This window comes from Nocardioides okcheonensis, assembly GCF_020991065.1.
Taxonomy (GTDB): Bacteria; Actinomycetota; Actinomycetes; order Propionibacteriales; family Nocardioidaceae; genus Nocardioides; species Nocardioides okcheonensis.
In genome coordinates, this window is record NZ_CP087710.1 from 1,030,558 (window position 1) to 1,055,283 (window position 24,726).

23 protein-coding genes are annotated in these 24,726 nt (G+C 73.6%); 4 read left to right on the forward strand and 19 right to left on the reverse strand.

The genetic code is table 11. The annotated features are described in order from the left end of the window. Positions 1-5 precede the first annotated feature (5 nt). Entirely contained in the window at positions 6-488 is a 483-nt protein-coding gene (locus tag LN652_RS04810; protein ID WP_230443551.1) for a hypothetical protein, read from the forward strand. 97 nt (positions 489-585) lie between these two features. Here LN652_RS04810 and LN652_RS04815 read toward each other — a convergent pair whose 3' ends face one another. The 19 genes from LN652_RS04815 to mraZ form a co-directional block, all read right to left on the reverse strand. Then, positions 586-1,326: a DivIVA domain-containing protein gene (locus tag LN652_RS04815; protein WP_230443552.1), complete on the reverse strand. Its 741-nt coding sequence runs from the start codon at positions 1,324-1,326 to the stop codon at positions 586-588. A gap of 118 nt (positions 1,327-1,444) precedes the next feature. Beyond that, positions 1,445-1,738: a YggT family protein gene (locus LN652_RS04820; protein WP_230443553.1), complete on the reverse strand. Its 294-nt coding sequence runs from the start codon at positions 1,736-1,738 to the stop codon at positions 1,445-1,447. A gap of 14 nt (positions 1,739-1,752) precedes the next feature. After that, entirely contained in the window at positions 1,753-2,235 is a 483-nt protein-coding gene (locus tag LN652_RS04825) for a cell division protein SepF (protein WP_230443554.1), read from the reverse strand. Between the two features lie 61 nt (positions 2,236-2,296). Beyond that, the gene (locus tag LN652_RS04830) at positions 2,297-2,998 is read right to left on the reverse strand and encodes a YggS family pyridoxal phosphate-dependent enzyme (RefSeq protein WP_230443555.1); all 702 of its coding nucleotides are present in this window, start codon (positions 2,996-2,998) and stop codon (positions 2,297-2,299) included. After that, complete coding sequence (locus tag LN652_RS04835) at positions 2,995-3,687, reverse strand: polyphenol oxidase family protein (RefSeq protein ID WP_230443556.1); 693 nt, start codon at positions 3,685-3,687, stop codon at positions 2,995-2,997. Before LN652_RS04835 ends, LN652_RS04830 begins: the two co-directional genes overlap by 4 nt. Before the next feature lie 4 nt (positions 3,688-3,691). Further along, a complete protein-coding gene (gene ftsZ, locus LN652_RS04840) occupies positions 3,692-4,924 on the reverse strand; it encodes a cell division protein FtsZ (protein WP_230443557.1) in 1,233 nt (410 codons plus the stop codon). Positions 4,925-5,128: 204 nt separating this feature from the next. Next, positions 5,129-5,866, reverse strand: coding sequence for a cell division protein FtsQ/DivIB (locus LN652_RS04845; protein WP_230443558.1), 738 nt, complete (start codon positions 5,864-5,866; stop codon positions 5,129-5,131). After that, the gene (murC, locus tag LN652_RS04850) at positions 5,867-7,288 is read right to left on the reverse strand and encodes a UDP-N-acetylmuramate--L-alanine ligase (protein WP_230443559.1); all 1,422 of its coding nucleotides are present in this window, start codon (positions 7,286-7,288) and stop codon (positions 5,867-5,869) included. It lies immediately after the preceding gene. Further along, on the reverse strand, positions 7,285-8,370 hold the full coding sequence (gene murG, locus LN652_RS04855; protein ID WP_230443560.1) for an undecaprenyldiphospho-muramoylpentapeptide beta-N-acetylglucosaminyltransferase: 1,086 nt from the start codon (positions 8,368-8,370) through the stop codon (positions 7,285-7,287). The genes murC and murG overlap by 4 nt, the downstream gene beginning before the upstream one ends. Positions 8,371-8,380: 10 nt before the next feature. After that, on the reverse strand, positions 8,381-9,658 hold the full coding sequence (gene ftsW, locus LN652_RS04860) for a putative lipid II flippase FtsW (protein ID WP_230443561.1): 1,278 nt from the start codon (positions 9,656-9,658) through the stop codon (positions 8,381-8,383). 33 nt (positions 9,659-9,691) lie between these two features. Further along, entirely contained in the window at positions 9,692-11,173 is a 1,482-nt protein-coding gene (gene murD, locus LN652_RS04865; protein ID WP_230443562.1) for a UDP-N-acetylmuramoyl-L-alanine--D-glutamate ligase, read from the reverse strand. A gap of 66 nt (positions 11,174-11,239) precedes the next feature. Next, positions 11,240-12,352 (reverse strand): phospho-N-acetylmuramoyl-pentapeptide-transferase, encoded by a 1,113-nt coding sequence (gene mraY / locus LN652_RS04870; protein WP_230443563.1) that lies wholly within the window; start codon positions 12,350-12,352, stop codon positions 11,240-11,242. Further along, positions 12,349-13,731, reverse strand: a complete 1,383-nt coding sequence (locus LN652_RS04875; RefSeq protein WP_230443564.1) for a UDP-N-acetylmuramoyl-tripeptide--D-alanyl-D-alanine ligase — start codon at positions 13,729-13,731, stop codon at positions 12,349-12,351. The genes mraY and LN652_RS04875 overlap by 4 nt, the downstream gene beginning before the upstream one ends. Beyond that, positions 13,728-15,281, reverse strand: coding sequence for a UDP-N-acetylmuramoyl-L-alanyl-D-glutamate--2,6-diaminopimelate ligase (locus tag LN652_RS04880; protein ID WP_268932231.1), 1,554 nt, complete (start codon positions 15,279-15,281; stop codon positions 13,728-13,730). The genes LN652_RS04875 and LN652_RS04880 overlap by 4 nt, the downstream gene beginning before the upstream one ends. 17 nt (positions 15,282-15,298) lie before the next feature. Continuing rightward, positions 15,299-17,020 carry a peptidoglycan D,D-transpeptidase FtsI family protein gene (locus LN652_RS04885; RefSeq protein ID WP_230443565.1) on the reverse strand — a complete coding sequence of 574 codons (1,722 nt, stop codon included), beginning with the start codon at positions 17,018-17,020 and terminating at the stop codon, positions 15,299-15,301. 134 nt (positions 17,021-17,154) lie between these two features. Further along, positions 17,155-17,724, reverse strand: coding sequence for a hypothetical protein (locus tag LN652_RS04890; protein WP_230443566.1), 570 nt, complete (start codon positions 17,722-17,724; stop codon positions 17,155-17,157). Then, positions 17,721-18,701, reverse strand: coding sequence for a 16S rRNA (cytosine(1402)-N(4))-methyltransferase RsmH (gene rsmH, locus LN652_RS04895; protein ID WP_230443567.1), 981 nt, complete (start codon positions 18,699-18,701; stop codon positions 17,721-17,723). Before rsmH ends, LN652_RS04890 begins: the two co-directional genes overlap by 4 nt. Positions 18,702-18,705: 4 nt before the next feature. Then, positions 18,706-18,867 (reverse strand): hypothetical protein, encoded by a 162-nt coding sequence (locus tag LN652_RS04900; protein ID WP_230443568.1) that lies wholly within the window; start codon positions 18,865-18,867, stop codon positions 18,706-18,708. 285 nt (positions 18,868-19,152) lie between these two features. Then, a complete protein-coding gene (gene mraZ, locus LN652_RS04905) occupies positions 19,153-19,581 on the reverse strand; it encodes a division/cell wall cluster transcriptional repressor MraZ (protein ID WP_129428430.1) in 429 nt (142 codons plus the stop codon). A 422-nt stretch (positions 19,582-20,003) separates the two neighbouring features. On the opposite strand from mraZ, the gene LN652_RS04910 reads away from it, so the two are divergent. The 3 genes from LN652_RS04910 to LN652_RS04920 are packed head-to-tail and all read left to right on the forward strand — an operon-like array spanning position 20,004 to position 24,638. Then, entirely contained in the window at positions 20,004-21,011 is a 1,008-nt protein-coding gene (locus tag LN652_RS04910) for an AAA family ATPase (RefSeq protein WP_230443569.1), read from the forward strand. After that, entirely contained in the window at positions 21,004-22,269 is a 1,266-nt protein-coding gene (locus tag LN652_RS04915; RefSeq protein ID WP_230443570.1) for a DUF58 domain-containing protein, read from the forward strand. The genes LN652_RS04910 and LN652_RS04915 overlap by 8 nt, the downstream gene beginning before the upstream one ends. After that, positions 22,266-24,638 carry a transglutaminase family protein gene (locus tag LN652_RS04920; RefSeq protein ID WP_230443571.1) on the forward strand — a complete coding sequence of 791 codons (2,373 nt, stop codon included), beginning with the start codon at positions 22,266-22,268 and terminating at the stop codon, positions 24,636-24,638. Before LN652_RS04915 ends, LN652_RS04920 begins: the two co-directional genes overlap by 4 nt. Positions 24,639-24,726 lie beyond the last annotated feature (88 nt).

The following is a 24,726-nucleotide window of genomic DNA, read 5'->3' on the forward strand; positions in this document are numbered from 1 at the left end:
CCGTCGTGGGAGCAGTCTTCTGCGCCGAGGTCTTCTTCGCAGGGGTTTTTCGCGCAGCGGTCGTCTTCGCGGGGGCCGCGCTCGCCGCCGTCTTCTTTGCCGCCGTCTTCTTCGCCGCGGGCTTCGTGGCCGGGGCCTTCTTCGCCGCGGCTGCCTTCTTCTCCGGCGTCTTCTTCGCCGGCGCCTTCGTGGCGGCGGTCTTCTTCGCCGGCGCCTTGGTGGCGGCGGTCTTCTTCGCCGGCGCCTTGGTCGCGGGGGCCTTCTTCGCCGGCGCCTTCGTGGCGGGGGCCTTCTTCGCCGGCGCCTTCGTGGCGGGAGCCTTCTTCGCCGGCGCCGCAGGGGAAGCCGAGGACCCGCGGCGCCCGATCACGCGCTTCGCGGCGGCCGCGGCGCTCCCGGCCAGGGACTTGCGCGTAGTGCCAGCCATCTCCGAGGGCCTCCAGCCATGCATCGGGTGTGGTGGGCACCACACGTGGCACGGAGGTTAGCCGCTCCCCCGGGACCACCCAAGACCGGCTCGCCGGAAATGCCGCTCGGCCCACCCCCGAGGGGGTGGGCCGAGCGTGGGTCGTGCGGGAGCCGGGATCAGTTCTCGTCGTCGCCCAGCACCGAGCGGAGCCGCTTGGGCGCGCTGCCGGTGTCGACGGGAGCCTGGCTCTCGGAGCCGTTGGAGAGGGACTCCAGCTGCTGGGTGAAGTAGGTCTTCAGGCGCGAGCGGTACTCGCGCTCGAAGGCCCGCAGCGTCTCGACGTCGCTGTTGAGCTTGTCGCGCTCCTTCTCCAGGTCGCCGAACATCTGCTGGCGGCGCTCGGCGGTCTCGGAGTCGAGCATCTGCGAACGCTGACGGGCGTCGGCCTCCATGCGGTCGGCCTTGGTCTTCGACTCGGCCTCGAGGCGCTCGGCCTTGGTGCGGGCGGCGCCGACGATGCGGTCCGCCTCGTTCTTCGCGTCCTCGACGAGCTCGTCGGCGTTGCGCGTGGCGATCTCGAGCAGGCGGGCCGCGGCGTTGGAGGCGTCGGCGACGGTCTCGACCCGCATCGTCTGCACCGGGGCGGCGACGGGGGCGGGAGCCGCGACCGGCTCGGGCTCGGGCTCCGGCTCGGGCTCGGGGACCGCGGCGGGCGCGAACGAGGCCGGAGCGGGCGCCGGGGCACCGGACTGGGCCGCCGAGAGCTTGGACCGGAGGTCGTCGTTCTCCTTGGTGAGCCGGGCGAGCTCGGCCTCGACCTCGTCGAGGAACTGGTCCACCTCGCCCATGTCGTAGCCCTCGCGGAGACGGACAGGCGTAAAGCGCTTGTTGCTCACGTCCTCAGGCGTCAGCGGCATGACCTCACCCAAACTTTCACTCTTCGAATTCATGGTGGCTCTGCTGTCAGGAGACAATAGCGCCCGGACTCGTGCGGGGCACAGTGACCCTTGTGACTGGTGGTTCTGGCGCGGGACGTCAGACCTGGAAGACCGTGCGGACCACGGAGAGCAGCAGCCAGGCGGCGACCATCACCAGCAGGAAGCTGAGGTCGAGCGCGACCTGCCCGATCCGCAACGGCGGGACCACCTTGCGCAGCGCGACGATCGGCGGATCGGTCGCGGAGTAGACGCCCTCGAGCGCCACCAGCAGCGGGCCGCGGGGCTCCCAGCGACGCGCGAACACCTGCACCCAGTCGACGATGAACCTGATCCAGAGCAGGCCGATGAAGACGAGCAGGATGGTCGCGAGGAGCTGGCCGATGATCTGCACGGGTTAAGGATGCCTCAGCTCTGGTTGAAGAACCCGTCCTCGGCCATCCGCTGCTTGTCCTCGGCCGAGATCGCCACGTTGGGCGGCGAGAGCAGGAAGACCTTGTTGGTCACCCGCTCGATCGAGCCACGGGTGGCGAAGATCAGGCCGGCCGCGAAGTCGACGAGGCGCTTGGCGTCGTTGTCGTCCATCTCGCTGAGGTTCATGATCACCGGGGTGCCGTCGCGGTAGTTCTCCCCGACCAGGCGAGCCTCGTTGTAGTTGCGGGGGTGCAGGGTGGTGATGCGGCTCAACTCGGCCACGACTCCTGTCTGGACCGGGGCCGGACGACGGCGCTCGGCGAGGTCGGACACGGGGGCAGGGCGACGGTCACGGGCGACCGGGCGCTCGTCGACGGGCTCGTGGGTCGACGTCTCGGACTCGTCGTAGTCGTCGTAGTGGCCGGTGTCCTCGAGCAGGCCGAGGTACTCGCCGATCTTGCGCATCGCGCCGCTCATGAGACTGATCCTCCGCTAGACGAGGTGCCCGGTCCCGGGCACCTGGTGACAATTGTTGACATTACTGGACCGTGGGCCTCGGACCGAGGACCGCGGACCCGACACGCACGTGTGTCGCACCGCACGCGATCGCCTGCTCGAGGTCACCGCTCATCCCGGCGGAGAGCACGGTGGCCCGGGGGTGGTCGCGCACGAACCCGGCGCGCACCTCCGCGAGGCGCGCGAAGGCCGTCGCGGGGTCCTCGCCGAGCGGCGCGACGGCCATCAGGCCCCGCAGCCGGAGCGGCTCGGACTCCTCCACGCGCGCGGCCAGGTCCGGCAGCGCGGCCGGGTCGACACCGGAGCGGTGGTCGGCACCGGGCGGGTCGAGGCTGACCTGGAGCAGGACCTCGACGTCGCGCCCGCGCGCCTCGGCGCCGCGCGCGAGCGGGCCGACCAGCTTGGCCCGGTCGACGGACTCCACGACGTCGGCGTAGGCGGCGACCGCGGCCGCCTTGTTGGACTGCAGTCCGCCGATGAAGTGCCAGCGCAGCCCGAGGTCGGCACACTCCTCCGCCTTGGCCTCGGCCTCCTGGTGGCGGTTCTCCCCCACGTCGGTGACCCCGAGGTCGGCGAGCAGCCGCACGTCGGAGGCGGGGAAGAACTTGGTGACCACGACGAGCGACACCTCGCCGGCATCGCGGCCCGCCCCGGTGCAGGCGACGTCGATGCGACGTCGTACGGCCGCGAGGTTGGCGGCGAGCTCGTCGGCGCGGGGGCTCACGTGTGGCTCCAGATCGCGCCGGCGAAGCGGGTGGCGGCGGCCCCGTCGCGGCGGTAGGACGGCCAGGCGTGGTCCTCGCGGGTGCACACCCCGACGGCCCGGACGTCGGTGATCCCGGCCGCGTCGAGCTGGGCGCGCACGCCGCCCCCGAGGTCGAGCGCCGGGGTGCCCCACGACGTCGTCGAGCGGGCCTCGGGGACGAGCGCCGCCACCTCGTCCTGCAGGTCGGCCGGGACCTCGTAGCAGGACCCGCACACGTGCGGGCCGATCCACGCGACGCGGGGGTCCGCGCCCTCATCGCGCAGCGCCGCCACGGTCGCGGGCACGACGCCGGCCGCGAGGCCGGGACGACCCGCGTGGGCCGCGCCGACCCAGCCGGACGCCGGGTCCGCGAGCAGCACGGGGACGCAGTCGGCCGCACGGGCCAGCAGCGCCACCGCCGGGCGCGACGTCACGAGCGCGTCGCACGCGGGCGGCGTCGTGGACGGCGCGGCCACCACGACGACGTCGGCGCCGTGGACCTGGCGCATGAGGACGGGCGTCGCCCCCGTGGCCTCGGCGACCCGGCGCAACGACTCCGCGCGCACCGCGTCGGGCGCGGCGTCACCGAGGTCGAGGCCGACGTCGGTGAAGGCGACCTCGATCACGAGGTCGCCTTCGATCCGGTCCTGGTGGTGCAGCGTGGTCACGAGCTCACTTCAGGAAGTCGGGCACGTCGAGGTCGTCGTCGTCGAACTGGACCTGACGGGCCGGGCGCGGGGGCGCGGACTGCTGGGCCGGCTGCTCGGTCGTGCGGGCCGGCGCCTGCGCCGGGCGGGACTCGCCGGTCGACGGCGCGAAGGTCGGCGCCGGACGCTCGGTGGACTCGGCGCGGGAGGCGGGCTTGGACGCGAGCTGCTGGGCGGCCGCCCGGGTCTCCTCCTGGGTCTGGGCGGGCGCGTGCTGACGCAGCACGTTGCCGTCCTGGCGCCGCTTGGGCATGCCGCCGTCGAAGCCGGCGGCGATCACGGTGACCCGCACCTCGTCGCCGAGCGCGTCGTCGATGGTGGCGCCGAAGATGATGTTGGCCTCGGCGTGCGCGGCCTGCGACACGAGGGCGGCCGCCTCGTTGATCTCGAACAGGCCGAGGTCGGAACCGCCGGCGATCGAGAGCAGCACGCCGTGGGCGCCCTCGATGCTGGCCTCGAGCAGCGGGCTGGAGACCGCCATCTCGGCGGCCGCGACCGCGCGGTCCTCGCCGCGCGCCGAGCCGATGCCCATGAGCGCGGAGCCGGCGTTGGCCATGACCGACTTCACGTCCGCGAAGTCGAGGTTGATCAGGCCGGGGGTGGTGATCAGGTCGGTGATGCCCGAGACACCCTGGAGCAGGACCTGGTCGGCCTGCTTGAAGGCGTCGAGGATCGACACGCTGCGGTCGGTGATCGAGAGCAGCCGGTCGTTCGGGATCACGATGAGGGTGTCGACCTCCTCGCGGAGCTGGCTGATCCCCTCCTCGGCCGAGTTGGCGCGGCGCCGGCCCTCGAAGGCGAACGGCCGGGTCACGACGCCGATGGTCAGGGCGCCGAGCGAGCGGGCGATCCGGGCCACGACGGGCGCGCCGCCGGTGCCGGTGCCGCCGCCCTCGCCGGCGGTGACGAAGACCATGTCGGCCCCCTTGAGGACCTCCTCGATCTCGTCGGCGTGGTCCTCGGCCGCCTTGGCGCCCACCTCGGGGTTGGCGCCGGCGCCGAGGCCGCGGGTGAGCTCACGACCGATGTCGAGCTTGACGTCGGCGTCGCTCATGAGGAGTGCCTGGGCGTCGGTGTTGATCGCGATGAACTCGACGCCCTTGAGGCCGACCTCGATCATCCGGTTGACGGCGTTGACGCCTCCGCCACCGATGCCCACGACCTTGATGATCGCCAGGTAGTTCTGCGCTGCTGCCACGGCTCCGGGGCCTTCCTTGAGAGGTGCTGGGGTACGAGTTCTGAGGACGGGGTCGACCCTCCGGCGTGCCACGGAACCCTAACCGTGAGCCTGAGGGTTATAGTTATGTCAACCTCGTCATGCGGAAGACAGTAGGCAGCGCGCGCCGCGATTCGTCGGCAGACACGCCCGGGGACGACGACCCGACGAACTTTTCTGCGGCGCTCAGCGCACCGTGGGGTTGCCCGGCACGCTCACGTCGTAGGTGCCGGCCTTCGGCGCGGCGCCGAGCAGCCGGTCGACGACCTCGGCCTTGAGGTCGGACTGCTCCGCGCTCCCCCACATCACCTCACGCTGGTCGCGCAGGACGAGGGTGATCTGGTCCACGGTCGCCACCTCGACGTGGTCGACCCGCGCGGACAGGTCGTCGGGCAGGGCCGCGACGACCGTCGCGGCCTCCTTGAGGGCGTCCGTGCCCGCCTCGGCGCCGGGCCGGATGCGGGGCAGGTCCGCGGGCGGGGTGTCGTACTCGCGGAAGACGATGCCGTCGGGATCGAGGCCGCGCAGGCGACCGGCGAGCTCGACGACGGCGACGGCGGTGCGCTCCTCGACCTCGATCCGGACCGTGTGGGGCCAGGAGCGGGTGACGTCGACGGAGCGGACGTCGGCGAGCGCGCCGACCCGCGCGTCGGCGCGGGACAGGTCGACCAGGGCGAGCTGCTCACCGAGCGGGACGTCGGCGCGCTCGCGCACCTGGGCGTCGCTGAGCAGCTCGTTGCCGACGACCTCGACGCGCGTGACCTGCAGGCGGGCGGAGAAGAACACCAGCCACACCGCGGTCGAGACGAGCGCCACCAGCGCCACCGCCACCAGGACGTAGCGCAGGCTCAGCCAGCGACGGGCCCACTGGCGGCGCGCGAAGCGGCGCCGGGTGCGCCGGGCGGCGCGCTCCTCCGCCTCCACTCACGCACCTCCACGGGCGGCCAGCAGGTCGAGGACCTGCGGACCGACGGTGGTGACGTCGCCCGCACCGAGGGTGACCACCAGGTCGCCCGGTCGGGCGCGGTCGGCCAGGGCTCGGGCGGCGGCGGCGAGGTCGTCGACGTAGGCGACGTGCTCGTGCGCGAGCGGGACCGCGTCGGCGACGAGCCGACCCGTCACGGCGGGGTCGGGGTCCTCGCGGGCGACGTAGACGTCGAGCACGACGACCTCGTCGGCGGCGCCGAGCTCGACGCCCATCGCCACGCCGAAGATCCGGGTGCGGGAGACGAGGTGCGGCTGGAAGGCCGCGACGACGCGCCCCTCCCCCGCGATCGCCCGCGCGGCCTCGAGGTCGCCGCGGATCTCCACGGGGTGGTGGGCGTAGGAGTCGTAGACCCGGACGCCGCCCGCCTCCCCCTTGAGCTCCATGCGACGACCGGTGCCGGTGAAGGACGCGAGGCCGGCGGTGAGCGCGTCGACGTCGCAGCCCAGGCGCAGGCCGACGGCGAGCGCGGCGACCGCGTCGAGGACGTAGTGACGTCCGGGGATGGCGAGCCGCACCGTGCCGAGGTCGGTGCCGCCGCGGGTGATGCGGCAGGTCGACGCCGTCCCGTCGAGCACGAGGTCGTGGATGCGGAGGTCGGCGTCGGGCGACTCGCCGACCGTGACCACCTCCAGGCCGCTGTCGCGCGCGTGGCGGGCGAGGTCGGCGGCTCCCGGGTCGTCGACGACGCAGACGAGGAAGCCGTCGCGGTCGATGCTGTCCGCGAACTCCTCGAAGGCGCGGTGGTAGGCCTCCTCGGTGCCCCAGTTGTCGAGGTGGTCGGCCTCGACGTTGGTGACGACGGCCGCGTGCGGTCGGTAGACGAGGAAGGCGCCGTCGCTCTCGTCGGCCTCCGCGACGAACAGGTCGTCGCTGCCGGCGTCGGCGTTGCGGCCGGTGGCGGTCAGCACGCCGCCCACGGCGTAGGACGGGTCGAGACCGGCCGCGAGCAGGGCCGAGGTGAGCAGACCGGTCGTGGTGGTCTTGCCGTGGGTGCCGGCGACCGCGAGCACGCGGGACCCGGCCATCACCGAGGCGAGGCCGGCGGACCGGGGCAGGATCCGCAGGCCGCGCCTGCGCGCCTCGAGGACCTCGGGGTTGTCGTCGCGGGCCGCGGTCGTCACGACCAGGGTGTCGGCGTCGGCGACGTGGGCGGCGTCGTAGCCGAGGTGGCAGGTGACGCCGAGCTCGCGCAGGGCCGGGAGGAAGGGCGTGTCGTGGTCGTCGCTGCCGCTGACCGGCACCCCTCGGGAGGCCATGATGCGGGCGATGGCGGAGATCCCGGCGCCGCCGATGCCGACGCAGTGGACGCGGCCGAGGTCGGCGGCCGGGAGGATCTCGTCGGGGACCGGGATCCTCACGAGGCGCCTCCCGCGCGGGCGGCGTCGAGCACGAGCCGGGCGAGCTTGTCGTCCGCGTCGAGCGGGATCACGCCGCGGGCCGCGGTGCCCATGGCGTCGAGGCGGGCGCGATCGGTGAGCAGGGGCGGGACGGACGCAGCCACCCACTCGGGGGTCAGCGCGCCGTCGGCGACGAGGAGCCCGCCGCCGGCGTCGACGACCGGCCGCGCGTTGAGGGCCTGCTCGCCGTTGCCGATGGGGAGGGGGACGTAGACGGCTGGCAGGCCGACGCCCGACACCTCGGTGACCGTGTTGCTGCCGGCGCGGCACAGCACGGCGTCGGCCGCGGCGTAGGCGAGGTCCATCCGGTCGACGTAGGTCACCACGACGTACGGCACGTCGCCGGACGGCACCGTGAGCTCGTGCTTCGGGCCGACCACGTGGAGCACCTGGACGCCGGCCGCGGCGAGGGCGTCGGCCGCCCCGGACACGGCGGCGTTGATCCGGGCCGCGCCCTGCGAGCCGCCGGTGACGAGCAGGACCGGGAGGTCGGCGCGCAGGCCGAAGGTGGCGAGCGCCTCGTCGCGCAGTGCGGCGCGGTCCATCGTGGAGACCATCCGGCGCACCGGGAGGCCGGTGAAGACCGCGTGCGGCAGCTCGGTGTCGGGGAAGCTGGTCGCGACGTGGCGCGTCATCCGGGCGCCGAGCTTGTTGGCGACGCCGGGCAGCGTGTTGCCCTCGTGGACCACGATCGGCACGCCACGACGGCGTGCGGCGAGGTAGGCCGGGACGGAGACGTAGCCGCCGAAGCCGACCACGACGTCGGGGCGTACGCGGTCGAGCACCTCGAGCGCGGTGGCACGCGCGGCACGCAGCCGCGCCGGGACCCGCAGCAGGTCGGCACCGGGCTTGCGGGGCAGCGGCACGCGCGGCACCACCTCGAGCGGCAGCCCGGCCTCGGGCACGAGGCGGGCCTCGAGGCCCTCCCGCGTCCCGAGGCAGGTGATCTCGACCGCCGGGTCGAGCCGGCGCAGGGCGTCGGCGGTGGCGAGCAGGGGCGAGGTGTGGCCGGCGGAACCGCCGCCGGCGAGGAGGACGCGCATCGGGCCAAATCTACCGAGCGGCCAGTCCGGCCGAGCGGTCGCGTCGCCGAGCGGCGAGGGCGGCGGCCGCGGCGGGCTCACGGCGCGCGAAGCCGATGACGAGCCCCAGCGCGACGAGCGAGGGCAGGAGCGCCGAGCCGCCGTAGGAGACGATCGGCAGCGGGATGCCGATCACGGGCAGGACGGCGAGCACCATGCCGACGTTGATCATCATCTGGCCGATGAGCCAGACCACGATCCCGAAGGTGGCGTAGCGGACGAACGGGTCCTCGGTGTTCATGGCGACCCGGATCGCGGCGTAGGCGATGGTGAAGAACAGCGCGACCACCAGCAGCGTGCCCACCAGCCCGAGCTCCTCGCCGAGGACCGCGAAGATGAAGTCGGTGTGGGCCTCGGGGAGGTCGCCCCACTTCTGCTGCGACCCGCCGATGCCGTGGCCGAACCAGCCGCCGCTGGAGAGGGCGTAGAGCCCGTGCGCGGGCTGCCACCCCGCGTCGGTGTAGTCCTTGAACGGGTCGGTGAAGGTGGTGATCCGCTTGAGCCGCTCGGCGTTGGTCGCTGCGAGCGCCAGCGCGCCGGCGCCGAGCACGGAGAGGCTGAGGCCGAACAGCCGCAGCGGCGCACCGACCACCCAGAGCATCCCGAGCAGGATCGCGACGAGGACGAGCGCCGTGCCCAGGTCGCGCCCGACGAGCACCAGGCCGATGACGGCGAACAGGCCCGGCACGACGGGGACCAGCAGGTGGTGGAGCTCGCCGAGGCGGCGCTCCTTGTGGGCGTAGATGTTGGCAGCCCACAGCACGATGGCGAGCTTGGCGACCTCAGCCGGCTGCATGGTGAACGGGCCGATCGCGAGCCAGTTCTTGTTGCCGTTGATCAGCACGCCGAAGCGCGCCACCAGCGCGAGCAGCACGAGCGCGAGCAGGAAGCCGGGGTAGGCCAGCCGGCGGACGTGGCGCACCGGCAGGCGGGAGGCGACCCATGCGCAGGGCAGGCCGATCGCCACCCACATCAGCTGGCGCTTCACCACGGCGTAGGAGTCGCCGTAGGTGAGGTAGGAGCGGACGCTCGACGCGCTCAGCACCATGATCAGGCCGATGGTCAGCAGCAGGGCGGACGCACCGAGCAGCAGGTAGTAGGACGCCAGCGGCTTGTCGATCGCGTTGCGCAGCGAGCGGATCCCACCGGACAGCGCGTGGTGCGAGCCCCGCCACGCCGCCGTCGCGCCGGAGCCGAACGGTCGTCGGACGCGGGCCGGCTCGGCGTCCTCGGGGTTCGCGGTGGTCACGGTGCGCTCCCCTCGGTGGCGGTCCGGTGGCGGTCAGTCGGTGCGGTCGATCAGGCGGTGCACGGCCGCGGCGAACGCGTCGCCGCGAGCGCCGTAGTCGGTGAACATGTCCATGGAGGCGCACCCCGGCGCCAGCAGCACGGTGTCGCCGGGTCGGGCGAGACCTGCGGCCGCGTCCACGACGCGCTCCATCGGAGCACCAGTCTCGTCGGCACCCACATCGATGACCGGCACATCGGGCGCGTGTCGCGAAAGAGCGTCGGCGATCACCTGCCGGTCACGACCGAGCAGGACCACCCCGCGCAGGCGGTCGCGGACCGCGGCCACGAGGTCGTCGAAGCGGGCGCCCTTGGCGAGGCCGCCGGCGACCCACACGACGGGGTCGAAGGCCGACAGGGACGAGCGCGCGGCGTGCGGGTTGGTCGCCTTGGAGTCGTCGACCCACGCGACCCCGCCGACGTCGGCGACGTGGGCGATCCGGTGGCCGTCGGGGCGGAACGCGCGCAGCCCGTCGCGCACCGCCTGCTGGCTGACCCCGTGGGCGCGGGCGAGCGCCGCGGCCGCCAGCGCGTTGGCGACGAAGTGGGGCGCCTGCGAGGCGAGGTCGTCGAGGGTGCAGAGCTCGGCGGCGCTGGTGGCGCGCTCCTCGATGAAGGCGCGGTCGACGAGCAGGTCCTCGACCAGCCCGAGGTTGCCGGGCGACGGGGTGCCGAGGGTGAACCCGACGGCACGGGCGCCCTCGACCACGTCGGCGCCGACGACCATCTCCTCGGTGGCGGGCTCGGCCAGGTTGTAGACGCACGCGCGCTGCACGCGCTCGTAGATCCGGGCCTTGTCGGCGGCGTACTGCTCCATGCCGGTGGCACCGTCGGGGTCGTCGTCGTACCAGTCGAGGTGGTCCTCGGCGATGTTGAGCACGACCGCGGCCTCGGCCGACATCGAGCTCGTGTAGTGCAGCTGGAAGCTGGAGAGCTCGACGGCCAGCACGTCCCACGGCTCGGGGTCCATGACGGCCTCGACGATCGGCAGGCCGACGTTGCCCACAGCGGTGGAGCGCAGCCCGGCGGCGGCGAGGATCGACTGGAGCATCTGCACGGTCGTGGTCTTGCCGTTGGTGCCGGTGACGGCGAGCCAGGGGGCCGGGTGCTCGGGGTCGCGCAGCCGCCACGCCAGCTCGACCTCGCCCCACACGGGGATCCCCCGTGCGGTGGCCTGCGCCAGCAGCGGCGCCGACGGCTTCCAGCCCGGGGAGGTCACCACCAGGTCGACCTCGTCGGGCAGCACCGCCGTCGCCCCGGGCTCGAGGCGGACGGTGGCGCCGAGCGTCTCGAGCAGCTGGGCCTTCTCTGCCTTCTCCTCGGTGCTGACCTCGTCGAGCGCCGTGACGTCGGCGCCAAGGAACAGCAGGTTGTCGGCGGCCGCGAAGCCGGAGACGCCGAAGCCGGCGACGACCACGCGGACGCCGGACCAGTCGCTGGTGCGGCCGAGGAGGGAGACGTCTGTTCCAGGGCTCACTCGGGGCCCCCGCGGCGTCGTTCGGCGGAGGAGCGAGGCGGAGGAGACGAAGAACGTCGTGGGGAGCTATCCAATGCCGGCGACCCACTCGGCGTAGAAGATCCCGAGGCCGGTGGCGACCATCAGGCCGGTGATGATCCAGAAGCGGATCACGATGGTGACCTGCTCCCAGCCGAGCATCTCGAAGTGGTGGTGCAGCGGCGTCATGCGGAACACCCGGTGGCCCGCCTGGATCCGGAACACCGACCGCACCAGCCCGCTCGCCCGGCTGAGCTTGAACACCGACACCTGGATCATCACCGACAGCGTGATGCTGACGAAGAGGCCGCCGATGATGAGCAGCAGCAGCTCGGTGCGGGTCATGATCGCGAAGCCCGCCATCGCGCCACCCAGCGCGAGCGAGCCGGTGTCGCCCATGATGATCTGCGCCGGTGAGGCGTTCCACCACAGGAAGCCGAAGCACGCGCCCGTGATCGCCGCCGCGACCACCGCCAGGTCGAGCGGGTCGCGGACCTCGTAGCACTTCGGGCCGGCCTCGAGCGCGCAGGACTGGCTGTTCTGCCAGATGTTGACCAGCGTGTAGGCCGCGAAGACGAGGATCGAGGAGCCGGCGGCCAGCCCGTCGAGGCCGTCGGCGAGGTTGACCGCGTTGCTGGTGCCGGTGACGATCAGCCAGATCAGCAGGATGGCCAGGATCGTGGGCAGGGCGAGGCGCTCGTGGTCGCGGATGAACGAGATGTGGTTGGACGCCGGGCGCCAGCCGCGCTCGTCCTCGAGCGCCGGCGACAGCGCGAGGAAGCCGAACACGATGGCGACGAGCGTCTGGCCGATCATCTTGGCGCGGCTGCGCAGCCCGAGGTTGTGCTGGCGACTGACCTTGAGGAAGTCGTCGAGGAACCCGACGGCACCGAGGCCCACCAGCAGGAACAGGACGAGCAGCGCGGACGCGGTGGGCGCCTGGCCGGTGATCAGCTTGGCGGCGAGGTAGCCGACGACGGTGGCCAGCACGATGACCGCGCCGCCCATGGTCGGGGTGCCGCGCTTGGTGTGGTGCGTGGTCGGGCCGTCGTCGCGGATCGGCTGGCCGAATCCCTGCTTGGTGAAGAACCTGATGGCGTAGCGGGTGCCGAGGAGGGAGATCAGCAGGGAGAGTCCTCCTCCGAACAGGATGGCCCTCATGTGGTGCTTCTCCCTTCCTGGAGGAGTACGTCGGCGATGACTTCGAGCGCCGCCCCCCGTGATGCCTTCACCAGGACGACATCAGCAGCCGAGACATTGTGCCGCAGCCAGTCGCTGGCAGCGTCACGCCCCACCGTGGGGATCGCCACACCGGACGTGCCGGCCGCCGCGAAGCCGGCCGCGACGGGGTCCGCGGCGGTGCCGACGGAGACGACCACGTCGACCCCGGCCCCGGCCGCGTAGGCCCCGAGGTCGTGGTGCGCGTCGCGGGCGCCGTCCCCGAGCTCGCGCATCTCACCGAGCACGGCGACCGTACGCCTCCCGGCGCGGGCGCCGATCCCGACGAGGGTGTCGACCGCGGCGCGCATCGACTCGGGGTTGGCGTTGTAGGAGTCGTTGAGGACCACGAGCCCGTCGTCGCGCTCGCCGACCTCCATCCGCCAGCGACTGGCGGGCACGGCGTCGCACAGCGACTCCGCGACGGTGTCGAGGTCGAGCCCGGCCGCGAGGGCCATGGCCGCCGCGGCAGCGGCGTTGCGCCACTGGAAGCTGCCGACCTGGGCGAGGTGGACGGTGGCGTAGGACCCGCGGTGGCGCAGCTCGAACGACTGGCGGCCGAGGTCGTCGGTGGTCAGCTCGCCGACCGCGACGTCGGCGTCGCCGGCGCCGAAGGTGGTGACGCCGGCCCGGGTCCGCGGGGCCATCGCCGCGACGAGGTCGTCGTCGGCGTTGAGCACCGCGGTCCCGTCGGCGGGGAGTGCCTCGACGATCTCGCCCTTGGCGACCGCGATGGCCTCCCGGCTTCCGAACTCGCCGATGTGGGCGCTGCCGACGTTGAGGACGGCGGCCACCCGCGGCGGTGCGATCGTGCACAGGTGGGCGATGTGCCCGACGCCGCGTGCCCCCATCTCGACGACGAGGTGGCGGGTCTCCGGCGTGGCGCGCAGGACCGTCAGCGGGACGCCCAGCTCGTTGTTGAAGTTGCCCCGGGTCGCGACCGTGGGCCCGGCCTCGCCCAGCACGTGGGCGAGGTAGTCCTTGGTGCCGGTCTTGCCCTGGGACCCGGTCATGGCGAGCACCACGACGTCGGGCAGGCGGTCCAGCACGTGGCGCGCCAGCACGCCGAGCGCGGTGGTGACGTCGTCGACGACGACGGTCGGCAGGTCGGTGACCCGGCTGCCGAGCACCGCCACGGCTCCGGCCGCACCGGCGGCGAACGCGAGGTCGTGCCCGTCGACGCGCTCCCCCGCGATCGCCACGAACAGCCCGCCGGGCTCCGGGGTGCGGGTGTCGAGGAAGGCCCCGCCCGTCACGACGGCGTCGCCGTGGGCGACGCCTCCGACGACCTCGGCGACCTCGCCGAGGGACATCTCGATCATGCGTCGGTCCGCTCGGCGGCGGCGCGGATCTCCTCGGCGGCCACCACCCGGTCGTCGAACGGGTGCACGACCCCGTGCACCTCCTGGCCGGTCTCGTGCCCCTTGCCGGCGACCAGCACGACGTCGCCGGTCCGGGCGCGGCGGCACGCCTCGCGGATCGCGAGCCGGCGGTCGCCGATCTCGAGCACCTCGGCGCGACCGCCCGTCGTGCCCTCGAGCACGGCGGCGCGGATCGTCGCTGGGTCCTCGGTGCGGGGGTTGTCGTCGGTGACGACGACGACGTCGGCGAGCCTCGCCGCGATCTCGCCCATCACGGGGCGCTTGAGGGTGTCACGGTCGCCGCCGGCGCCGACGACGACGAGCACCCGGCCGTCGGTGAGCGGGCGCAGCGTGGCCAGCACCGCCTCGAGGGCGTCCGGCTTGTGCGCGTAGTCCACGACGACGGTGTAGTCCTGGCCCGCGTCGACCTGCTCCAGCCGGCCCGGTACGCCGCCGACCTGCGCGATGCCGTCGGCGACCACGCGGGGGTCGAGGCCGGCGAGCGCCGCGGAGGCGATGGCGGCGAGGGCGTTGGAGACGTTGAAGTCCCCGGGGATCCCCACCGCGGCGGGGACCTCGACGCCCGGGCCGAGGACCGTGAAGGTCGCGCCGGACGCGGTGAGGTGGACGTCGACGGCCCGCCAGTCGGCGTCCGCCCCACGTGCGGAGTAGGTCGACATCTCGATCGTGGCGACGTCGAGCAGGCGCCGGCCGTGCTCGTCGTCGACGTTGGTCAGCCCGACCCGCGCCCGCTCGGGCGTGAACAGGCTGGCCTTGGCGGCGAAGTAGTCGTCGAGGTCGGCGTGGAAGTCGAGGTGGTCGCGGCCGAGGTTGAGGAAGGTGGCGACGTCGAAGACGACGCCGTCGACCCGCCCGCGCACGAGCGCGTGGCTGGAGACCTCCATCGCGCAGGTGTCGACGCCCCGCTCGCGCATCACCGCGAACAGCCCGTGCAGGTCCGGGGCCTCGGGGGTGGTGAGCTGGGTCTTCACGTCCTCCCCCGCGATCCGGGTGCCGACGGTGCCGATCACCGCCGACGGCACCCCGGCGGCCGTGAGCCCCTGCTCGAGGACGCGGGTCGTCGTGGTCTTGCCCTGGGTGCCGGTGACGCCGATGGTGCGCAGGCTGCGCGCGGGGTCGTCGTAGAGGTGGGCGGCGAGCCGACCGAGCACCTGCCGGGGGTCGGCCACCACGATCGCCGCGGTCCCGCCCGGCAGCCGGTCGAGCCCGGCGGGGTCGGTGAGGACCGCCACCGCCCCGGCCTCGAGGGCCTGCCCGGCGTAGTCGGCGCCGTGGGCACGCGCGCCCGGCAGCGCGGCGTAGAGGTCACCGGGCTGGATGCGGGCGGTGCTGAGCGACAGCCCCGACACCGCGGCGTCGAGGTCGCCGTGGACCGACACCTCGGTGGTGGCGGAGAGCCAGTCGGCCAGCGCCGCCGCGGGGGTCGACGGGGTAGTGCGGGGCCGGGTCGCGCTGCCGCGGGCGCCGGGGACGTGCACCTGCTGTTCCACCGACCGAGCGTATCGAGTCACCACTCGACCGGCAGACGCGACGGCGTCCCGCCGCTCGGCCCGACGCCGTAGCGCCCGAGGACGTAGCCCATGATCCGGGAGAACACGGGGCCGGTGATCGAGCCGCCACCGCCGTCGACCCGCGGGGCGTGGACCACGACGTAGACGGTGAAGCGGGCGTCGTCGGCTGGCGCGAACCCGCCGAACGACACGGTGGTGGTGCCGTCGTAGACCCCGTCGACGACGCGCTGCGCGGTGCCGGTCTTGCCGGCCACGAGGTAGCCGGGGACCTGGGCCCCGGGCGCGACGCCGTCCTCCGGGTCGACGACCTTCTCCATCATCTTCGCGGTCGCGCGGGCGGCCTGCTTGCTGACCACCCGCGTGCGGGTCGCGACGTCGGTGCCGACGGTGACGCCGTCGTCGGTGACGGCGGTGCCGGAGATCAGGCTCGGGGAGACACGGACGCCGCCGTTGGCGATCGTGTTGACCGCGGCCGCCATCTGGGCGACGTTCACCGAGAGCGACTGGCCGAAGGCCACGCGGTCCTTGGTCTGGGAGGTCATCGCCTCGCCCGGCGTGAGGATGCCGGGCGTCTCGCCGCGGACGCCGAGGTCGGTCTTCTCCCCCAGCCCGAAGCGCTGGAGGTAGTCGACGAGCTGGACCGGGGAGAAGGCGTCGGCGGCGAGCACGGTGCCGATGTTGGACGACTTGGCGATGATGCCGGCCAGCGTCAGCCGGATCAGGCCGTGGTCGAACCAGTCGCCGATCGGGCGGTCCTGGCGCGCCAGGATGCCGGGCACCTTGAACTTCTGCCGCGGGAACGCCTTGCCGGCGTCGATGAGCGAGGCGGCGGTGAGCACCTTCTCCACCGACCCGGGCTCGTAGGCGTCGTTGAGCGCCCGGGAGCCGAGGTCCTCCTCGTCGGCCGCGGTGGGGTTGTTGGCGTCGAACGTCGGGACGTCGGCCAGCGCGAGGACCTCGCCGGTGCGGGTGTCCATGACGATCGCGGCGCCGCTCTCCGCGCGGTACTGCTGCACCGCCTCGGCCAGCACCTTCTGGGTGAACCACTGCAGGTCCCGGTCGATCGTCGTGCGCAGCGGCGTGCCGTTGCGGGGCTCCTTCAGCGTGCTCTCGCGCAGCGGGATGCGGACGCCCTTGCTGGACGACGACTGCCAGGTCGCCTCGCCGTCGGTGCCGGCCAGCTGCTGGTCGAAGGTGCGCTCGAAGCCGCCCAGCGGCTCGTCGGTGCCCATGTAGCCGAGCAGGTTGGCCGCGACGTCGCCGGCCGGGTAGTCCCGGATCGGGTCGTCGTCGAGGCCGATGCCCTTGAAGCCGGCCTCCTCGAGCGCGGCCACGGTGTCGGTCGCCAGCGTGCTCGGCACGCGCCGGGCGACGTACTCGTAGCGGCTGCCGTCCTTGCGCCCGCGCAGCGCGGTGAGGGTCTTGAAGTAGTCGATGGAGAGCCGGTCGGAGAGGATCCGCGCGATCTCGGGTGCCTGCTCGGCGGTCAGGCTCGGGTCGGCGAAGACCACCTTGCCCTTGATCGAGTCGGCCAGCGCGACGCCGTTGCGGTCGAGGATGTCGCCGCGCTCGGCGACCAGCGGGACCCGGACCGCGCCCTCGGCGGCCGCCATCCGGGCGTACGAGCCGGGGTCCACGCCCTGCAGCTGGACGAGCCGTGCCCCGAAGAACGAGAGCACCATCGCGATCAGGACGAAGCCGATCCGCAGTCGCAGCATCGGGGCGCCGCGCGAGGCTCCACGCCTGGTCCGGGTGCGGGGCACTGGTCCTCCTCTTCTGGGTCCGGCCGGTGTCCGGTGGACCTGTCGGTCAATCTAGGGCTGGCGCGACGCCGTACGAGGCGGCCGCGCCGTCAGCGGTTGGGCTTTGTGCCCCGCCCGGAGCGCCCGCCCGTCGCGGCCGCGGCCTCCGGGGCCGAGGCCTCGGGCGCCGCAGCCGGCGGCGGGACCGTCACGACGGTGGTCGGCGGGGCCAGCACGGCGGGCATCCGCGGGGCCGGCGGGAGGAGCTGGACCGCGTCCTCGCGGGTGGCCGGGGTGCGCACGCCGCTGGTCTTGCCGGTCCGCAGGTCGAGGAACACGGGAGCGGCCGGGATGACCATGCCCATCTGCTGTGCCTGCGTCGCGACCCGCTGCGGGTCACGGAGGTCGTCGAGCTCCATGCGCAGCGTCTGCTCCCGCGCGGCGAGGGCGTCGGCCTGGTCCTCGAGGTTCGCGGCCGAGAACGACGCCTGCTGCATGGAGGTGTTGAAGAGGAGGAGCCCGACGATGCCCCCCACCAGCACCAGGCTGACGAGCGTCACGAACGGCACCCGCGGCGCGCGGGTGCGCACGCGCGGCACGACGGTGAGCCGGGCCCGGTCGACCGCCTCCTGGGCGATCCGGGTGACGCGGGTGCGTGGCTGCGGGGCGGGGCTGCTCATCGGGCGACTCCAGGGGGAAGGTGGCGTGAGGCGGGCAGGACGCGTTCGACGGCGCGCAGGCGGACGGAGGCGGCGCGGGGGTTCTCGGCGATCTCGTGCTCGTCGGCCTGCTCGGCGCCGCGGGTGACCAGGCGCAGGGCGGGCTCGGAGCCCTCGGGCACGAACGGCAGGTCCGGGGGGACGTCGAGGCGGGTGGCGTCGGCGAAGGCCCGCTTGACCAGCCGGTCCTCCAGCGAGTGGTAGGACTCGACGACGACGCGCCCGCCGACCCCGATGACGTCGAGCGAGGCCGGGATCGCCCGGCGCAGGACGCCCAGCTCGTCGTTGACGGCCATCCGCAGCGCCTGGAACGTGCGCTTGGCGGGGTGTCCGCCGGTGCGTCGCGCCGGCGCCGGGATGGTGGCGTAGAGCAGCTCGACCAGGTCGGCGCTGGTCGTGAACGGCGTGGCCTCGCGCCGGCGCACCACCTCGCGGGCGATCCGGGAGGCGAACTTCTCCTCGCCGTACTCGCGCAGGATGCGGGTGAGCTCCTGGGCCGTGGCGGTGTTGAGCAGGTCGGCGGCGGTCGCGCCGGTCGTGGGGTCCATCCGCATGTCGAGCGGGGCGTCCTCGGCGTAGGCGAAGCCACGCTCGCGGACGTCGAGCTGCATGGAGGAGACGCCGAGGTCGAAGAACACGGCGTCGACGTGGTCGAGTCCGAGCCCCGCGACGACCTCCGGCAGCTCGTCGTAGACCGCGTGGACGGCGGTGAAGCGGTCCCCGAAGGAGGCCAGCCGCTCGCGCGAGAGCCGCAGCGCCTCCGGGTCGCGGTCGATGCCGACGACACGCGCCTGCGGGAGCCGCTGGAGGACGGCCTCGCTGTGGCCGCCGAGGCCGAGCGTGCAGTCGACGTAGACCGAGCCGGGGCGCTCGAGCGCGGGCGCCAGCAGGGCGACGACCCGGTCGAGCAGCACCGGGGCGTGGCGGGGAGTGCTCACGACGTCAGCCCTGGAGTCCCAGGTGGGTCAGCACGAGCAGCCCGAGCGCGAGCGCGCTGGCGGTCGCGGCGGAGAAGAGGACGAGCAGGGCGGCCTCGCGCGCCTGGTCGCGCACCCGCAGCGGCGGTGCCGCGCTGGCGCGTTCCCAGGACTGGGTGCTGCTCATGGTCTCGACCCCACTCGGTGCTGCTGGTTGGCGGTGCTGGCTGGCTGCGGCTGGCTGCGGCTGGGTGCTGCTGGTTGGCGGTGCGACTGACACGCCCCGTCGTGTGGCACGGGGTGAGCCGCCGCACCAGGTCCCTGCCCGCTCCCCCTGTTGGGGAAGTGCCTTCTGGTGCCGGGGAAGTGCCCCAGATGGCGCTCAGTGGGAGCGGGCTCGAGACCTGGTGATGCGGTCCTGAGTCGGTGTCGCTGTGCTGGTGTCGGGTGGTGCTGGTGGTGCTGGTGCCGGTCAGATCCCGGGGAAGACCTCGTCGCTGAGCTCGGAGAACTTCTGCTCCTGCTCCTCGGAGTACGTCGCCCAGGCCGTCGGGTCCCAGATCTCGATCCGGTTCATCGACCCGATGACCACGCACTCCTTGCGGAGCGAGGCGTACTCCCGCAGCGGAGCCGGGATGTTGATCCGGCCCTGCTTGTCCGGCACCTCCTGGCTGGCGGCGGCGAACAGCATGCGGACGTAGTCGCGGGTGCTCTTCTGCGTGACCGGCGCCTCGCGGAGCCGGTCGGTGAGCCGGCCGAAGTCCTCCAGCGACCAGACAGTGAGGCAGCGCTCCTGTCCCCTGGTCACCACGAGTCCCTCCGTCAGCTCGTCCCTGAACTTCGCCGGGAGGAAGAGCCGCCCCTTCTCGTCGAGCTTGGGCGTGTAGGTGCCGAAGAACACCCGGCACCTCCCCAACCTCGGCGGGCAGTTTCGACCCTGTCCCCCACTTCGCCCCACATTACTCCACTTCACTCCACCGTCAACCAGAACGAGCGTGTTGCGAGCGTGAATTTCGGCGGAGGGACGCCCCACGGCCGATCCGGCGCGACCACCGCCCGGGCGCGCCGCTGAGCGTGGATCCGGGCGGATCCACGCTCAGCGGGGCCGGGTGGAGCGCCGGTGGGGGACGTACGGCGCCGGCGGTGGGGGAAAGTGGGGAGGAAGGTGGTGGAGCGGCGTGGGGACGCGGGGCGCGGCCTGCGCATCGCAGCGAACGGGTCCGGTCACGGGCCCGGCCGAGGGGCGGCGTCCGCATGCTGTGGACGGGTATGTTGCGCGCACCACATACCGTGGGTGGGGACCGAAAGAGGGGACGGCACGACGTGACGACTGGGGCAACCGGACAGGCACCCGACCTGGACACCGTCCGCCGGGTGACCGGCGCCGTCCGGCACAACATCGAGCAGGTCATCGCAGGCAAGCCGGACGTGGTCAACGCCGCGCTCGTCGTGCTCCTGGCCGAGGGTCACCTGCTCATCGAGGACGTCCCGGGCGTCGGCAAGACCCAGCTGAGCAAGGCGCTGGCGCGCAGCATCGACTGCTCGGTCCGGCGCATCCAGTTCACGCCCGACCTGCTGCCGTCCGACGTCACCGGCGTCTCGGTGTTCAACCAGGACACCCGCGAGTTCGAGTTCCGCCCCGGCGGCGTCTTCGCCAACATCGTGGTCGGTGACGAGATCAACCGCGCCTCCCCCAAGACGCAGTCCGCGCTGCTGGAGTGCATGGAGGAGCGCCAGGTCACCGTCGACAACGCGACCTACCAGCTCGAGAAGCCGTTCATGGTCATCGCGACCCAGAACCCGATCGAGATGGAGGGCACCTACGCCCTGCCGGAGGCCCAGCGCGACCGCTTCATGGCGCGCGTCTCCGTCGGCTACCCGGTCGAGTCCGCCGAGATCGCGATGCTCGAGGGCCACACCTCGCACAACCCGCTCGACGACCTCGAGCCGGTGACCGACGCCGGGGAGATCCGCAAGGTGATCGAGATCGTCGGCCGGGTGCACGTCTCGCCCGCCGTCCACCGCTACGCCGTGGCGCTGACCACCGCGACCCGCACCAGCCCCGACCTGCACCTCGGTGCGTCCCCGCGCGCGACGCTCCACCTCGTCCGGGCGGCGAAGGCCGTCGCCGCGACCCAGGGCCGCGACTACGTGCTCCCCGACGACATCCACGGCATCACCTCGCCCGTGCTCGCGCACCGGCTGCTGCCCAACGTCGAGGCGACGATGAGCGGTCGCACCACCGCGGCGATCCTCTCGGGCCTCGTCGAGTCGGTGCCGGTGCCGTCTGCGCCCGACGCCACCTCGATCCCCCGCGGCAGCCGTGCGTGAGGCCCTCGCCGCTCTGACCGTCCGCGGACGGGCGTTCCTCGCCGCCGGGATCACCACCGTCGTGGCCGCCGTCGTCGTGGGCCACTCCTCGATCGTGCGCATCGGCGTGCTGGTCGCGGTGCTGCCGCTGCTCACCGCGTGGTGGGTCGGGCGCTCGCGCTACCGGCTCGCGCTGGTCCGGACGGTCTCCCCGCAGCTGGTGGTCGCGGGGCAGCCGGCCACGGTCGAGCTCACGGTCGCCAACGAGTCCCGCACCCCGACCGGGGTGCTGCTGCTCGAGGAGCGCCTCCCCTACGTCCTCGGCACCCGCCCGCGCTTCGTGCTCGAGGGCCTCGGCCACGGCTGGCGCCGGCACGCGACCTACCAGGTCCGCTCCGAGCTGCGCGGGCAGTTCGACATCGGGCCGATGACGGTCCGGGTCACCGACCCGTTCGGGCTCGTCGAGCTCGGCCGGACCTTCCACGCCACCACCCGGCTGACCGTGACCCCGCGGACCATCTCGCTGCCGAGCATCCCGCTCGGGGGCGCCTGGACCGGGTCGGGCGACAACCGCCCCCGCGCCTTCGCGACCGGCAGCGCCGAGGACGTGACGGTGCGCGAGTACCGCCGCGGCGACGACCTGCGCCGCGTCCACTGGCGCAGCTCGGCCCGCGTCGGCGAGCTGATGGTGCGGCGCGAGGAGCAGCCCTGGCAGTCCCGGGCGACCGTCTTCCTCGACAACCGTGGCACCTCGCACCGCGGGCAGGGAGCGGCCAGCTCGCTGGAGGGCGCCGTCTCTGCCGCGGCGTCGATCGCGGTGCACCTCACGCACCACGGCTACACCGTCCGGCTCGTCACCGCGTCGGGCGACAGCCGCGAGACCCAGTGGCACTCCCAGGCGGCAGAGGCCAGCACGATCCCGCTGCTCGAGGCCCTCGCCGTCGTGCAGCTCGACCACTCCCCCGCCCCCGACACCCAGTGGCTCGCCGAGCCGGGCCACGGCGGGCTCGTCGTCGGCGTCTTCGGCGGGCTGGCCGAGCACGACCTCCCGTTCCTGCGACGGCTCCAGCACCACGCGTCGTCCAGCATCGCCGTGGCCCTCGACGTCGACGCCTGGGCGCCGCACCTGCCCGTGCAGCCCGGACCCGGGGCGGCCTCGCAGCTGACCGCCAGCGGCTGGCGCTCGATCACCATCGGTCCGCGCGACCGGCTCGACACCGCGTGGCAGGAGCTGGGCCTGATGCACAGCCGGGCGACGGCGGCAGGAGCGACACGATGAGGACGCTGACCGGCTCCCCGGCAGGCTGGAGCACCCTCCCGCACCAGCTGCGGGTGTCCCTGGTGGCGGCCCTCACCGCCTGGACGACCGTCCTGTCGTGGCGGGTGCTGACGACCGGCTTCGCCGAGGTCGGGTTCCCGTTGCTGTTCATCGGCGTCGTGCTCGCCGGCGGCGGTGCCGTCGCCCGGTGGAGCCGCGTCCCGGTGGCGGTGGTGGTGCTCGGCCAGCTCGTCGTCGGTGCCCTGCTGGTGCTCGGCACCACGACCGGATCGCCGCTGCCGACGCCCGGCAACGTCGATGCCTTCCGGGCCGCGCTCGACGGCGCGCTGGAGAGCTCCCGGCAGTACGCCGCGCCGATCCAGCCCGGTGTGCCGCCGGTCCACCCGCTGCTGCTGATCGGCGGCACGCTCGTCCTCCTGCTCGTCGACGTCCTCGCCTGCACCCTGCGCCGCGCCCCGGTGGCCGGCCTGGTCCTGCTGGCCGCGTACACGCTCCCCGTGGCGGTCACCGGCGAGGCCGTCTCGTGGTGGCTCTTCGCCGTCGTCGCGGCGCTCTTCCTCACCCTGGTGTTCATCCAGCACAGCGACCACGTCGCGAGCTGGGGGCGGGCGCCCGACGGCGAGCGCGGCGCGTTCTCGGTGCGCACCGGAGCGATCAGCAACACCGCCGTCGGCCTCGGCACCACCGCCATCGCCCTCGCCGTGCTGGTCCCGGTCGTGGTGCCGACGATGAGCGTCTCCGTCTTCGACGGCAACGGACCGGGCACCCGTGAGGTGCAGGTCAAGGACCCGATGATCGACCTGCGGCGCAACCTGAGCCAGGGCCGCGACGTCCCGCTGCTGTGGGTGACCACCTCCGGGCCGCGCCCCAGCTACCTCCGCATGTCGGTGCTCACCCGCTTCAACGGCGAGGCCTGGACGTCGGGCGACCGGGAGATCCCGCCGACGCAGACCGCGACCGGGACGCTCCCCCCGCTCGACGGGGTGGCGGTGTCGGTGCCGCGCAAGGAGTTCAAGTACGACGTCCGGATCGGCCCCGACTTCCGGTCGACCTGGCTGCCCACGACCGACCAGGTGACCCGCATCTCCGCCGGCAACGACTGGCGCTACGACCTCAGCACCCGCGACTTCATCGCCGCGCGCGACGTCACCACGGCGGACTCCAGCTATGACTTCACCGGTGTGCAGCTCGACTACGACGAGCAGGCGATGAACGCCGCCGTCTCCGGCGCCGGCTCGGTCCAGGGCTTCTACTCCGACGTCCCGCCGACCCTCAACAACGAGATCCGGCGCCTGGCCGCGACCGTCACCGCAGACGCCCCGACGCGCTTCCAGAAGGCGCAGGCCCTGCAGCAGTGGTTCCGCGAGGACGGCGGCTTCCGCTACGACAAGGCGCAGGTCGAGTCGGCGGGAGGCGGCGACGCCGACCTGCTGGCGTTCCTCGACGACCGGGTGGGCTACTGCGAGCAGTTCGCCGCGTCCATGGCGATCATGGCCCGCGTCCTGGGCATCCCGAGCCGGGTGGCGGTCGGCTTCCTGAACCCCGAGCGCGCCACCAACGGCTCGTGGGAGTTCTCCGCCCACGACCTGCACGCCTGGCCCGAGCTGTACTTCCCGGGCTCCGGCTGGGTGCGCTTCGAGCCGACGCCCCAGGACCGCGCCGGCTCGGTCCCCGACTACACCACGGCCGAGTTCGCCCCGGTCACGGAGTCGCCGACCCCCAGCGCGTCGCGGTCGACCGAGCTGCTGCCCGAGCGCGGCGAGACGCCCACCGCCGACGCCGGCACCGCCGACGAGGAGGGCTCGAGCATCCCGTGGGTGCCGGTCCTCGCCGGCCTCCTCGGCCTGGTCGTGCTCGGCGCGCTCCTGATGAGCCCGCGGCTGGTGCGGACCGCCCGCCGCCGCCAGCGCCTCGGCGGGGACATCGAGGACCTGTGGCGCGAGCTGCAGGACGTCACCCGCGACCTCGGCCACGCCTGGCCCAACGGTCGCAGCCCTCGTCGTACGGGCGAGTGGCTCGGCCGCCTGCTCGCCCGACCGGAGCCCGGCAAGGACCGGCCCGACCGTCCGCGCCGCGGCCGTGACCAGGCACCGGAGGCGGCGCAGGCCCTCGACCGGCTGGTGGCGGCGCTCGAGCGCAGCCGCTACGCCCGCGACCCCGAGTCCTACACCGCCGACCGGTTCCGGGCGGATGCCGAGCTCGTCGAGGAGTCGCTCGCTGCCGGCGTCACCCCGCGCGAGGCCCGCCGGGCCACCTGGTGGCCCGCCTCGGTCGTCGGCCTGCGCACGTCGCGGCGCGCGCGGTCGCGCGCGGCTGCCGCCTCCGCGGACCCCCAGTCGGCGCAGACGGTCGACGAGCTGGTCGGCTGAGCGACGCGGGGCTCTGGCTCCGGGCTGGGCTCGGGCTGGGCTCGGGCTGGGCCCTGATCTTGGCTCGGGCTGGGCTGGGGCTGGGCTC